This window comes from Paenibacillus sp. FSL R7-0652 (genome assembly GCF_038595045.1).
Taxonomy (GTDB): domain Bacteria; phylum Bacillota; class Bacilli; order Paenibacillales; family Paenibacillaceae; genus Paenibacillus.
Window position 1 is genome coordinate 2,047,263 of the sequence record NZ_CP152001.1, and the last position, 12,575, is coordinate 2,059,837.

The 12,575-nt window shown below is 51.0% G+C and carries 12 protein-coding genes; 7 read left to right on the top strand and 5 right to left on the bottom strand.

Annotated elements, in window-relative coordinates; genetic code table 11:
• Nucleotides 1-33 precede the first annotated feature (33 nt).
• Together MKY97_RS09415 and MKY97_RS09420 are read right to left on the bottom strand one after the other, a co-directional pair.
• Entirely contained in the window at nucleotides 34-1,227 is a 1,194-nt protein-coding gene (locus MKY97_RS09415; protein WP_342555185.1) for a YheC/YheD family protein, read from the bottom strand.
• A 30-nt stretch (nucleotides 1,228-1,257) separates the two neighbouring features.
• On the bottom strand, nucleotides 1,258-2,625 hold the full coding sequence (locus MKY97_RS09420; protein ID WP_342555186.1) for a YheC/YheD family protein: 1,368 nt from the start codon (nucleotides 2,623-2,625) through the stop codon (nucleotides 1,258-1,260).
• A 232-nt stretch (nucleotides 2,626-2,857) separates the two neighbouring features.
• Between MKY97_RS09420 and MKY97_RS09425 the strand changes: the two genes are divergently transcribed.
• From MKY97_RS09425 to MKY97_RS09435, 3 genes are all read left to right on the top strand, one after another.
• The gene (locus MKY97_RS09425; protein WP_342555187.1) at nucleotides 2,858-3,205 is read left to right on the top strand and encodes a YlbF family regulator; all 348 of its coding nucleotides are present in this window, start codon (nucleotides 2,858-2,860) and stop codon (nucleotides 3,203-3,205) included.
• Nucleotides 3,206-3,315: 110 nt separating this feature from the next.
• The gene (locus MKY97_RS09430) at nucleotides 3,316-3,606 is read left to right on the top strand and encodes a hypothetical protein (protein ID WP_342555188.1); all 291 of its coding nucleotides are present in this window, start codon (nucleotides 3,316-3,318) and stop codon (nucleotides 3,604-3,606) included.
• 182 nt (nucleotides 3,607-3,788) lie between these two features.
• Nucleotides 3,789-5,123, top strand: a complete 1,335-nt coding sequence (locus MKY97_RS09435; protein ID WP_342555189.1) for a DRTGG domain-containing protein — start codon at nucleotides 3,789-3,791, stop codon at nucleotides 5,121-5,123.
• 241 nt (nucleotides 5,124-5,364) lie between these two features.
• On the opposite strand, the gene MKY97_RS09440 is transcribed toward MKY97_RS09435, so the two are convergent.
• From MKY97_RS09440 to MKY97_RS09450, 3 genes are all read right to left on the bottom strand, one after another.
• Nucleotides 5,365-5,685 (bottom strand): YtpI family protein, encoded by a 321-nt coding sequence (locus tag MKY97_RS09440; RefSeq protein WP_342555190.1) that lies wholly within the window; start codon nucleotides 5,683-5,685, stop codon nucleotides 5,365-5,367.
• 94 nt (nucleotides 5,686-5,779) lie between these two features.
• A complete protein-coding gene (locus tag MKY97_RS09445; RefSeq protein ID WP_342555191.1) occupies nucleotides 5,780-6,268 on the bottom strand; it encodes a hypothetical protein in 489 nt (162 codons plus the stop codon).
• Between the two features lie 21 nt (nucleotides 6,269-6,289).
• Complete coding sequence (locus tag MKY97_RS09450; RefSeq protein ID WP_342555192.1) at nucleotides 6,290-6,619, bottom strand: YtrH family sporulation protein; 330 nt, start codon at nucleotides 6,617-6,619, stop codon at nucleotides 6,290-6,292.
• Between the two features lie 278 nt (nucleotides 6,620-6,897).
• Between MKY97_RS09450 and MKY97_RS09455 the strand changes: the two genes are divergently transcribed.
• From MKY97_RS09455 to MKY97_RS09470, 4 genes are all read left to right on the top strand, one after another.
• Nucleotides 6,898-10,845, top strand: a complete 3,948-nt coding sequence (locus MKY97_RS09455) for a DNA polymerase III subunit alpha (RefSeq protein ID WP_342555193.1) — start codon at nucleotides 6,898-6,900, stop codon at nucleotides 10,843-10,845.
• Nucleotides 10,842-11,054: a hypothetical protein gene (locus MKY97_RS09460; RefSeq protein WP_342555194.1), complete on the top strand. Its 213-nt coding sequence runs from the start codon at nucleotides 10,842-10,844 to the stop codon at nucleotides 11,052-11,054. The genes MKY97_RS09455 and MKY97_RS09460 overlap by 4 nt, the downstream gene beginning before the upstream one ends.
• A 238-nt stretch (nucleotides 11,055-11,292) precedes the next feature.
• Nucleotides 11,293-11,784: a phosphatidylglycerophosphatase A gene (locus tag MKY97_RS09465; RefSeq protein ID WP_342555195.1), complete on the top strand. Its 492-nt coding sequence runs from the start codon at nucleotides 11,293-11,295 to the stop codon at nucleotides 11,782-11,784.
• Between the two features lie 283 nt (nucleotides 11,785-12,067).
• The gene (locus tag MKY97_RS09470; protein WP_090920220.1) at nucleotides 12,068-12,256 is read left to right on the top strand and encodes a glutamate decarboxylase; all 189 of its coding nucleotides are present in this window, start codon (nucleotides 12,068-12,070) and stop codon (nucleotides 12,254-12,256) included.
• The last annotated feature ends 319 nt before the right edge of the window (nucleotides 12,257-12,575 follow it).

A 12,575-nucleotide genomic window follows, 5' to 3' on the forward strand; every position in this document is an offset into this window, starting at 1 on the left:
CTTGTGCTCCATGGCAAGCGGGCATTACAAACCTCAGCCGCCTGGAATCGGGATACGTTTCAGGCCAGCTTTGCTGGATGAATTCGGCATTTTCATTGGACGCGAAACGTCCGCGAGAACATACTGCTGCAGCAGATAACGGGCATAAGCAAGCGGTTGTGTATATGTCAGGGCATGCATGTGTTCATCTTGTGCTTCTGCAAATGAGGTGCGGCCTGGTTTTGAGTTTACTTCAATCAGCCACAGCTGTCCGTCTGCATCGGCTCCAAAATCAAGTCCGAGTTCCGCAAGTCTGCCGAAGCGGCTCTCCAGCAGCGGAGGGATGAGAGCGGCGTAATGTCTGATCTGCAGCAGCAGCGATGCAGTCCGGACCTTTCCGTACCGTTCGATAAGATATGCTTCTGCGGGATAGGCGTTACCGCCACCATGAAGATTGGAGGTGAGAGAGCCTTCAGCACCTTCCCGAACCATGCATCCCGTCAGTGCCCAGCGGCCCTGCCCATTTTTTTGAACCAGCGCCCGTATATCAAAAGCCCTTCCTTGATGGCTAAGCTCCAGATAAGGCTGCACAATCATCTTTTGTACAGCCTGATGTGATTCCAGCCAGGAAGATACGTCTTCCGCTTGATGAAATGTGATGCAAAAGTTTTCGTTGCTCGCAGTACGACCTTCCACAATCCAGGCAGATGGCGTTTCTCCCCTAGATAGGCGAAAGGTATTCCTGCCATGAGTTCCTGAAGCGGGTTTGAAAAACAAACCTTTGGGCCAGCGTGCAAGCCATATTTCCCAGGGAACAGGCCGCCTGGCCCTGGAAGTTGGAGCAAGCAGTCCTCGAAGCGTGGTTGACCTGGATAGAACGCGATGAACTTCCCATTTGCCGGGAAGAGCCGATGACCAGGATCGCTGATAAAGGCTGCAGCCAAGAGGTAAATACATCTCTAACTGCTGCCTTGCACCTCTGGAGAGAGGACGCAGGCAGCGATTCATCACCAGATCGAGGGAAGGAATACGAATGTTCTTCCACTGCTTCTGGTGATATACGTATCCTCTGCGAATGCTGCTTACGGCGAGGTCGGCCGGAATCGGAATAACGACAACTCGTATCCCGTATCGTGGGCTTTCCACACAGAGCTGACGGCAGAATCGTTCATCCGTGAAGAGAGGTGAGCCTTCCGCTTCGCGTACCAGAACCGCCATCGTGTCCTTCTTTGGTGATGATGTGTACATCAAGCTGCACCTCCGTTAGGGAATGAATGTTTAGAAACCGGCCAGATAGGTGGAGTATTCAAGCATAGCTTTGACCGAAGGGCGAATTTTGCTCTCGCTCAGCGGTGTATTATCATTTTTGGATGGTTTGGAATTCACCTCAAGCAGCCATACACGGCCACTTGTATCCAGGGCCAGATCAATACCGAGTTCACCAAAGTGGGCAGGGATGGCACTCTCAATGCCTTTGGCGATTTCCAGCGCAGCCGTATGAAGTCCTGCATATGCCGAAGCTTTGGCGGAACTGGACAGCTGTGTTTTGGCTACGGCATCTTTAACAGTGCTGAGGCTTCCGCCTCGCGCCAGATTGGAGACATAGTGACTGCCTCCGGCAATCCGGGCAACGATAGAGGTTACGCTCCATTTACCTGTCTTGTTTTTCTGCACGAGCGCACGGAAATCAACGGGTCTGCCGCTGTGATCAATCAGGGTCAGTCCTTGCTGGATCTGATAACGCGTTGTTTTCATTTTTCCAGACATGCTGGCATACAGTTTATCCAGAGAAGCATACGATTGTCTGCGGGTACCTCCGACACTTGTCGCCAGAGTCAGATATCCTCCTTCTGGCTGACGGGAGACCCGGATAATGCCTTTACCCAGTGAGCCGCGCACCGGCTTCAGAAAAATAACCGGATAACGCTGGCACATCGTCTTAAGGGTCGCTGATGATTTGAGCAGATGAGACTCGGGCAGCACCCGTTTGAGTGTCGGGATGGACTTGAGTGCGTCAAACACCTCGTTTTTGTCCAGAAACTTTTCATTGAAGGTGTGTGTGCCGTAAAGCGATTTTACTTCTTTCATAAAATGCTGTACGCTAGGTTTGTTCTCGAGTTTACGGGACGTCAGCCGATTATTGACCACATCTGCTACAGGCAGAACGGTCTTTTTCCAGCCGTCACTATACACCCAGCCTTTCATATAGCCGGTTACTGCTCCGATGTCCTCCGGTGTGAAAAAGGATACATAGGCGCCCTGCTTCCTGCAGGCGTGCACTAATTCCTGGCAGAACATCGTAATCGAGCCAAAGGGCCGATCGGGCTGTTCGGGGTAATCCCGGCTTACCATAACGCTGATGTAAGGTCCCAGGCGAAGCGTATGGCTGGAAGCACGGTAAGATACCCTCAGGACCGAACGAGGGACAAGGCCGGTTTTGCTGGCTACCGTCTGATTGAGTCGTAATCCGTCATACCGGGGAACCGGAATAACAGTAACTTCGCGGCGGTAAGAACCGAATTGCAGCTGAAGAGGTCTTCCCGAAGGAATCTTTAGAGCCTTGAGGACCCCTTCGCCCAGCATGATGACGTCGTCCTGCAGGATGCCCGAGCCGGTAACCTGTATCGTTACTTTTTTAGTGGACATCACGGATCTCCTTCCGGGCGGCAGCTTGATGTCTGATCTTGAAGTTGAACGGCATCTGAACATGGCATGTGCTTCATCATATGAGGACATATACCCCTTGGTGATTGACCCAACCGGAATTAAATGTGTTTGATTCAGGGCGTTTTTGGGCGGCCTGATCCAGAACCTTTTGTTTGAGAACATACACTGCGTGTTCCGGCACGGAAGAACAACAATTAGAGGAGGAATTATAGTGAATATTTATGACAAAGCCAATGATCTGGCAAAAGCACTGAGAGAAAGCGGAGAGGTGGAAGAGATTACCTCTGCGATGAAATTGATTGAGGCTGATCCAGAGGCCAAAGCGATGCTGGATAACTTCCGCAACCAGCAGATGGAACTGCAGCAGCGCATGATGAGCGGAGATATGCCGGCACCGGACGAGATGGAAAAAATGGAGAAGCTCTTCGAGGTATTGAGTCTGAACCTGAACATCCGCCGCCTGTTTGATGCAGAGCGCCGCCTTAGTGTAATTATCGAGGATGTAAACAAAATTATCGCTGACAGCCTGGCTCATTTGTACGGCGGAGCTGAAGCCTAAGGGATTAGCTCGATAAGCACTAATCTGTCCGGTTTTTTTCTCTGATCCTCTCATATTCCCTCTGAATCGTTCATAGACTAGCTATATATGGAACGAAGGAGCTGTGAATAGTGAAGAGGTTGAAAAAAACAAAACATGTGATCTATCTGCTGATTGCACTGTCAATGTTGGTGATTGCACTTCCACGCATATCCTTTGCGGGCGGAATGGACTGGGTTAATATTTTTGGCATCGTATGGGTGCTGTTTTCCCTGTTAATCGTAGGTGCTCATCTGCATTTCATTCTTGGTGTGGATGAAGAGAAGAAACGTGCGCTGGAAGCTGTGCGCCGGGCGAAGCTGCGGCAGTGGGAGATGAAACTGCTGGACAAGCAGGAACGGAATGAGTCCAGCGTAATATGAGTCATGGACTGCACCGGAATAAGACCGAAATCCTGGATCAATAAGGATTTCGGTCTTTATTTGTAAGCAGGCGCATTGTGTTTTCTGAAGATTCAGGTCTGGGGCAGGGATGGGGTTAATTTCCTATAATCGTGTTATAATAGATACAGTATAGTACAGATGCAACCTTGGGGGTGGTACAGATGGACGGACAGGAAGAAAACGTCACGAAGCATGAACAGCTTCTCCAGCATATTGAACAGTTGAAGGTAGGCAGCAAAATTTCGGTGCGCGGACTCGCGCGTGAATTGGGCGTAAGTGAAGGAACTGCTTATCGCGCGGTCAAAGAGGCGGAGAATTTCGGACTGGTTGTAACCAAAGAGAGAATTGGAACCGTGCGAATTGAAAAAAGACCTCGAGGCATGTCGGAGCAGCTGACTTTTGCCGATGTTGTCACCATTGTAGAAGGGCATGTGCTGGGAGGGAACGAGGGGCTGCCGAAGCCGCTGCACAAGTATGTGATCGGGGCGATGAAAGAACAGGCGATGGCTCGTTACATTGATGCTGGAAGTCTGCTGATTGTTGGTAACAGGGAGGATGCACATTCACTCGCACTGGAGCAGGGGGCTGGTGTGTTGATTACCGGCGGCTTTGGCACAAGCAGAGACGTGAGGCTGAAGGCTGATGAGCTTGGACTGCCTATTATATCTTCCAGACATGATACGTTTACCGTAGCTTCGATGATTAACCGAGCCATTTTTGACCGGCTGATTAAGAAAAAAATCATGCTCGTAGAGGATATCATCGGGCAAAAACCTCGGCTGCAGGTACTCAAAGTAACGAGTTCTGCCGCAGACTTTCATACGCTGGTGTCGGAGACCGGAGAGCATCGTTTCCCAGTTGTAGATGAGTGGAACCGGGTCATCGGGATCGTAAGTTTGAAGGATGTTAGTGAGCTGCAGGCTGATCAAAGCATTGAAAAATGTGTAATCCGCCGCCCGGTCACCGCTTCCCTGCAAACGTCTCTTGCTTCTGCTGCGCAGATCATGACCTGGGAAGGGATCGATTTTCTGCCGATTGTGGACCGCAACCGCAAGCTGATTGCTTCCGTCACACGCAAGGAAGTGCTGCAGGCTATGCGGGATGCTCAGAAGCAGCCCCAGCTTGGCGAGACGTTTGATCATTTGATCTGGAATGGATTTGCCGAGGAACGCGGAGAGCAGAATGAACTGCTGTTCCATGGTTTTATCATCCCCCAGATGGCTACGGATCTCGGTACGATCTCGGAAGGTGTGCTGCTGAATGTCATGACACAAGCAGCAAGAAGAGCAGCTTGGGACGTCACCGGCAACGACCATGTGGTTGATAATGTAACGACTTATTTTGTCCGTCCGGTGCAGATTGAGGATCAGATTATGGTGCGCCCCATGATTCTGGAGATGAGCCGACGGACATGCAAAATGGATATTGTCATCTCTCGCGAGGGCAGTGTGGTATGTAAAGCAGTCATGACCCTTCAGTCCATAGATCATGCATAGGTTAATAATAATACTTCACATATAAGGCGAATATGGTGAAGTACAGAGCGCATAGAAAAAGAGAGCATCCCGATCTGGTGTCAGACGGACCGTTGATCTGCTGTGAGAAATCCACAGCGCAGCATACGCATTCATCGTTAAAATGTTGAATGCACACGGCTTGTCTTATCCACCCTATAATTCGGAGGCGCTCTCTTTTTGGTTGGATTTGGATTATCCAGATCACCTGAATGGGAAGACGCTATGCAGGGATATCTCCGGAATGCTGTCTGAGCCTGGCGTAATAACTGCGGTTCCGAATTCCGGCAAACACGTTGTAGGCCCCCATCACCAGGAAAAGCGCTTCCACAACGACCGAAAGTGTAGAGCCTGTGAACACAAACATCAGGATCAAGGAGAGAATGACGAGCATGCACCCCATCCAGATATTTGTCCAGGAACGATATAAGCCTGCATCATTTTTGTCAGAGGTCCGGCGTGAACGGATGCTGTTCACTGCAGAACAGATCATCGCAATCGCGAAGAGGGCGATGAGAACATACTTGAATACTTCAATCAACACGCAGAAGCAGCTCCTTTTCTGAGAAACATATACTGCCCTTATTGTAGCATGTGCACATGCAGACAAGGGCAGTTTTTTTATAGTTTTCCCAGGTCTATGCCGGAACGTGCATCCGAATCTGTACCCAAACCTGCAGGACACCTTCCATGACAAGCATCGTCTTGACCTGCACGGAATACTCTTTTTCCCTGACCTTATAAATTTTTTGGTTAAGCATGATGCGTGTCATTTTGCTGTATTCGTCAATGTTGAATACATCTCTTCCCCGCAGAACCTCGAGTTCATCCCCGAGTTTCTGCAGCATCAGTTTCAGAGAGGCCTCGTCCGGACCTCGATCAGACTCTTCTGCACGGACTTTGATTTCCTTGATGACCGTTTGGCGTTTGCTGTATTTTTTCAGTGTTTTGATATCCTCCTCGTTCTGGTGCAGCTGCAGCTGCAGCTCCTGATTGTTCAGCCACAGCTTGTTGTAACTGAGGTGAAATACACCATTGTACACGACACATCCAGTGATTATTCCGAGCACAAATACGGCAGTCATGCGCATCAGGGGACGGTAACGGGAGAAGGGAGGCAGCCTCATGCAGGGTCATCACGGATCATATTAACTCCGGCCCCCTCCGCACACCCATTTCACCAGTTCCGTTCCCATATGTGCCCCCATAAAGGCCGAGATCAGATACAGGATTTGTTTGACTGCCGGTGACAGATTGCCATCCAGAAAATTGCTCTCAATCACACGCATCGGATCGATCGTACCACCCACAGCGGCAGCAAGAGCCCATATTTTGATCTTGCCGGAAATATCGAGCATGGTTTGTGTGGGAGGCTGGAGAGAAATGACCGCACCTATACCTCCGAGCATTGCACCGCCCAACACAATTCCAAATGCAATAAAAAAATCAAGGATGGCTTTGGACAAAAAAGTGCTCACTGGAAACACCCCTTTCAGACCCAGCCGCACACCTCCTGTCTTGGATGAGCAGCAGGGAGAGCAGCTTGTACTTCTATTGTATGGGCGAGCCCCCTGGCGTTATGATAAAATAGAATAATAAACTCTTTTTATAATGTGAGAGATTTAAATTCGAGCTGAAATCATTCATATAGACGCATGTTAGTCTTATTTCGAATTATTCGTTATACGTACATTAGGGCAGCACACTGCTGAGGTGCAGCGTGCTGCCACTGTAAGCGGGGAAAGGAAGTTAAAACATGAGTTCTTTTGTGCATTTGCATGTTCACAGTGAATACAGTTTGCTGGACGGCGCTGCGCGTATTCCGGATCTCGTGGATAAAGCCGCTGATCTGGGAATGACGACACTTGCGCTGACCGATCATGGCGTGATGTACGGTGCAATCCCATTTTATAAAGCCTGCATGGAACGTGGAATTAAACCGATTATCGGCTGCGAGGCATACATGACGGCAGGTTCCCGGAAAGAGCGGGGAAGCCGCAAAGACCAGCCAATCTACCATTTGATTTTGCTGGCAAAGAATATGACAGGTTACCGGAATTTAATGAAGCTGAGCTCGATAGGGCATCTGGAGGGCTTTCATTACAAACCGCGTATTGATATGGAAAGTCTGGCTGCGCATCACGAGGGCATCATCTGCTTGAGCGCCTGCCTGGGTGGGGAAGTACCTCAGCATCTGCTGCATGGACGTGAAGAAGAGGCGCGCCGTGCAGCGATGCGTTACAAACATATTTTTGGACCCGACTTTTATCTGGAACTGCAGGATCACGGGCTGGCGGAGCAAAAAAGAGTCAACCCCCAGCTGATCAAGCTGGCAGCGGAGCTGGAAATCCCGCTTGTGGCGACAAATGACGCCCATTATCTGTCTGAAGAGGATGCAGAACTGCAGGATGTGCTGATCTGTATCGGTACAGGCAAAACAGTAGATGATGAAACGCGTTTGCGGATCGGAACGAACCAGCTGTATTTGAAGAGCGGAGAACAAATGGCCCGTCTGTTCCCTCATGTGCCGGAAGCTGTTGCTAATACGGTGCGTATTGCGGATGCCTGCGAGCTGAAGCTGGAATTCGGCAAATCCATTTTGCCCGAATACCGACCGATGCCTGATGGCTTGACACCATCCGCATATTTGCGTCAGCTGTGTCAAGAGGGCATGACCGCACGTTACGCAGAGACGGACCGCTGGAATGACGCAGCGCTTCGAGCAGAGCTGGAGCAGCGGCTGGACTATGAGCTGCGCGTTATCGACAGTATGGGGTTCTCGGATTATTTCCTGATCGTGTGGGATTTTATCGCTTATGCCCATAGTCAGGGCATTGTGACGGGCCCCGGACGGGGCTCATCTGCAGGCAGTCTCGTTGCGTATACACTGCGTATCACGGATGTTGACCCGATGAAATATAATCTGCTCTTCGAACGATTTCTGAATCCTGAGCGGATATCGATGCCCGATATTGATATCGACTTCAGTGATGAGCGGCGTGACGAGGTTATTGATTACGTGGCAGATAAATACGGCAAAGCCCATGTTGCCCAGATTATTACGTTTGGAACAATGGCAGCCCGGGCTGCAGTCCGAGATGTTGGGCGGGCGCTGAATGTGCCTTATGGGGAAGTGGACAAGGCTGCGAAACTGATTCCTGCACAGCTGGGCATTAACATTGAACGAGCAATGGAAGCTGCGCCGGAGCTGAAGGCGCTGTATGAGACCAAACCCAAGACACGTGAGCTTCTCGATATGGCAATGAAGGTGGAAGGCATGCCTCGTCATGCTTCCACGCATGCTGCGGGTGTCGTCATTTCACGAGATCCGCTGACGGATGCCGTTCCACTGCAGGAAGGCAGCGAAGGAACAGCTTTGACGCAGTACTCCATGGAAAATCTGGAATCGATCGGGCTGCTTAAGATGGACTTTCTCGGCCTACGCACCCTCTCCATTATAGAACGCTGTCTGCGCTGGATAGGGGAGCGTGAAGCAATCCCCGACTTCGCACGAATTGCTGACGATGACTCACTCACTTATGAGATGCTGGGACGCGGCGATACGATGGGTGTATTCCAGTTGGAGTCAGCAGGTATGCGCCGGGTGTTGAAGGAAATGAAGCCAAGTGTGTTTGAAGATATTATTTCCGTACTGGCGCTGTATCGTCCAGGTCCGATGGAGTTTATTTCGAAGTATATTCAAGGCAAACACGGGCAGATTGAAGTGGATTATCCACACGGTGATTTGGAGCCAATTCTGAAAGATACGTACGGTATTATCGTCTATCAGGAGCAGATCATGCAGATCGCATCCCGTATGGCAGGTTTTTCTCTGGGAGAAGCGGATTTGCTTCGTCGAGCCGTTTCCAAGAAAAAAAGAGAAGTACTCGATCTGGAACGAGGCCACTTTGTTCAGGGCAGTCTGAAACAGGGATACAGCGAAGCTGAAGCAGATCTTGTTTACGATATGATCGTCAAATTTGCCAATTACGGCTTTCCGCGTGCTCACGCAGCGGCATATGGTGTGCTTGCATTCCAAACTGCATATCTGAAGGCGCATTATCCCGTTCATTTCATGGCCTCTATGCTTACCGCTGTTATGGGCAGCCATCGGAAGGTTGCAGAATATGTTGTCGAATGCCGTCACATGCAGATTGATGTGCTTCCGCCGGATGTGAATGAGAGCGGCATTTTATTTACACCTGTTTTTGGCTTGTCTGCTGTGAAGGAGATGGGTGAAAGCAGCAGATCAGGTAAGACGGAGAAAGATAACCAGAACGGCGCTGAGGGTGTGGAAACAGGGACTGGAGAAAGGTCCGCGGAAGGGCATGAAACGAGTTACGGTGTCTCCAATCTTAATGATGATGAACATGCTGAGTATGGTGAGGCACCTTTACCGGATGATCCTGGACCCATGCCGAATGATGGCGAATTTATGCGGGATGATGTATTTGTCAGCGTAAATGAAGGGAACGGGGACGGTTGGCAGGCGTCGTCGACTTTGCCTGACTCCAAAGCGTCGAAGCACCCGTCAGACCCGGGTCTGGTAAGCGTTTCTGCCTCCGACAAAGTGCAGGCCCATCAGGAGCAGGATGACGTGCATAAGCAGAACCACGATCAGACCCATGGACAGAAGCAGCATGAGGAAACTGAATTACTTTCTGAAAATGGTCAGGATGCCGCTGCTGCGAATGCAGCAGGAGGCGGAGATCAGGCCGATATCTTATTGTCTTCCGGAGCAATTCGTTTTGGGCTCGCTGCCGTGAAAAATGTGGGTACGCAGGCTATGGAAAGCATTATGGCTGTAAGGCAGGAAAAACCTTTCGACAGCTTGCTCGATTTTTGTCGGCGAGTAGATCTGAGGGTGTGCAACAAACGTGTTATTGAATCGCTGATTCAGGCAGGTGCGTTTGACAGTCTGCCCGGTCACCGTGCGCAGCTGCTGGCTATGCTGGATGAGACGGTAGAAGCAGCCCTGAAATGGCGCAAGGAACGTGAGGATCTGCAGATTCAGCTGTTTGATTTTGTTGAGACGCCCAACTGGGAGATTGAATATCCTGAAATCCCGCCGTTCTCGGCGAGCCAGCAGTTGGAGCTGGAACGTGAACTGCTCGGTCTGTATCTGTCCGGTCATCCACTGGATGATTACGAAGATCTACTAGGATCGAGTGGAGCTGACCGGATCATGGAATTGACGGAGGCGGCTGACGATACGATGGCCGTCGCCGCAGGGATGGTGGTGTCCGTGAAGTCGATTACGACGAAACAGGGCAAATCTATGGCGTTCATGGAGCTGGAAGACCAAGTCGAACGCTGTGAAGTGGTTCTCTTTCCCGAGGTATGGCGGCGAAGCCAACAGCATGTCGGGAAAGGTGAACTGCTTGTCGTGCGGGCCAAGGTGCAGCAGCAGGACGAAGGGTTCAAGCTGCTGGCTGAGGAAGTGGCGCCGCTGACACCGGCGGCACTGGAACAGCAGCGTGCGCGCGCCGCGAGCGCCGCGGCAGGCCCGGCGACGGCGGCGCTTCGCGCCCGGCGCAGGCGGCTTCGCCGCAGCGGCCGGTGGGCGCGGGAACCGCAGCGCAGCGCAGCGGGGCAGGTACAGGCACCGCCGCAGCTGGCGCACGCACGCGCAGTGCAGCGCCTGCGGCTGGCAGCGCGGGGCCGGGCAGCACGCCGCGCGGGGCCGAGCAGCGGGTGTTCGTGAAGCTCACCCCGCAGGCCGAAAAACCCGAGCTGCTGGTGCGTCTCAAAGAGCTGCTTCAGCAGCATCCCGGCCCGGTGGCGACCGTGCTCTTCTACGAGCAGCATCAGAAGCTGCTCGCCCTGAGCGACGCCTACCGGATCAAACCTTCACCAGCACTGTTCTCCGAAATGGAGAAGATGCTCGGTGAAGGGACAGTCAAAATCAAATAAGAGCTGAAGCAGGTGATGCCCCCGCCTTCAGCCCGGATGTCCGCCGTTCAAGATCTGGAACGACGGACATTCTTTTTTTACCTGCACTTGATGGAATAGATATGGTAACAGAACCAGTTGTTTCGGCTTGAAGGTGTACATTCACACATTTTATGAACATTTTGGGAGACTGCTGCATACACTTGAGAACACCGTAGGACCTTGAGGTCCTCGGGGGATTGATGCGGGAGGTCGAGATATGTCATATGAGATCGTGGAAGCCATGCTGGCTCGGCGGGGTGTACAGATTGATGCCATCGCAGCAATTGTATATCGTCTGCAAAAGGGGTACCACCCGGAACTGACCATGGACGACTGTGTAACCAGCGTAAAATCCGTTTTGCAAAAAAGAGAGGTACAGTATACGCTGTATACCGGCATTGCACTTGACGAACTGGCTGAAAAAAAGCTTCTGCCTCAGCCGCTGCAGGCTATTATGGAAGCAGATGAGTCCCTGTACGGAGTGGACGAGACTCTGGCTTTGGGGATAACCCATGTGTATGGCATGATTGGTTTAACCAGTTTTGGTTACCTTGACAAAGAAAAAATAGGCGTTATTCATGATCTGAATGAACACCATTCGGCTGTTCACGTCTTTCTGGATGATCTGGTCGCAGGTCTTGCGGCTGCAGCCTCTGCCCGGATTGCTCACAAAAATATTAAAGCCAAGAAATACCCCTCCGACCTGTAAAATACAGTAATTAAGCTCAGTATTTAGCGGTTATCCTATCAACCTGCCCAAGAGAATCAGGGGCGGCCGTGGCTGCCCCGCAGGGTTCCTTCCCTTTTAATTATGTCTGCGAATTAAATCACATTCCTATAACCATCTAGCCTGCCGGATACGGACCAATGTCTCGAATAATCCGATTTTCTCCCTAAAGGTCCCCAACCCTTCCTTGCAGAAAAAAACGGAGGTATGGTATCATTAGTCCAATATACGGGCTCTGAACATTAGCTTAGGGGGCGGACATGGCATGTGGACGGTGATTTACATTGCGCCGACAGCAAAGGTTGCGGACAAGATCAAGACCAAGCTTTCGGAAGAAGGTTTTCTGGTACAGACCCGTCCCATCAGTTTATCCAAGCAGCAATATGAGATTCGCGTCCCTTCTGGGGAGTTGGAAGAGGTTCAGGAAGTGTTAAATTCTATTTTGCATTCCTGATTCACTCGATATTGAAGTGCCTTGGCAGATGACAAAAAAGTACCATCGGTACATAAGGGACTGACCGCGGAAGCGGAGAGAGGAATCGACTTGCATGTGTGTATGCTGCTGTCCTTCCTTCTTTTTTTGTTAATCGGTTATTGCAGGCTGCATCAATTGTGCGGAGAGAAACCGCTGATTTTTGCCTTGTGCCGACGGCTTTTTTAGTTGTGGATGTCGGGCAGGTTCTACGGCATTGCATGAGTTATAAGCGTAAGCGGTTCACCGCAGCATGCAGATCAGGCTGTTGTATGCAGCCGACTGCAAACTGCGGCCATCA

Bases quoted from the DNA above. Each gene is read 5' to 3' on its own strand.
- MKY97_RS09420 (WP_342555186.1), bottom strand. From the start codon at position 2,625: ATGTCCACTAAAAAAGTAACGATACAGGTTACCGGCTCGGGCATCCTG.
- MKY97_RS09465 (WP_342555195.1), top strand. From the start codon at position 11,293: ATGTCATATGAGATCGTGGAAGCCATGCTGGCTCGGCGGGGTGTACAG.
- MKY97_RS09445 (WP_342555191.1), bottom strand. From the start codon at position 6,268: ATGAGGCTGCCTCCCTTCTCCCGTTACCGTCCCCTGATGCGCATGACT.
- MKY97_RS09415 (WP_342555185.1), bottom strand. From the start codon at position 1,227: ATGTACACATCATCACCAAAGAAGGACACGATGGCGGTTCTGGTACGC.
- MKY97_RS09455 (WP_342555193.1), top strand. From the start codon at position 6,898: ATGAGTTCTTTTGTGCATTTGCATGTTCACAGTGAATACAGTTTGCTG.
- MKY97_RS09470 (WP_090920220.1), top strand. From the start codon at position 12,068: ATGTGGACGGTGATTTACATTGCGCCGACAGCAAAGGTTGCGGACAAG.
- MKY97_RS09435 (WP_342555189.1), top strand. From the start codon at position 3,789: ATGGACGGACAGGAAGAAAACGTCACGAAGCATGAACAGCTTCTCCAG.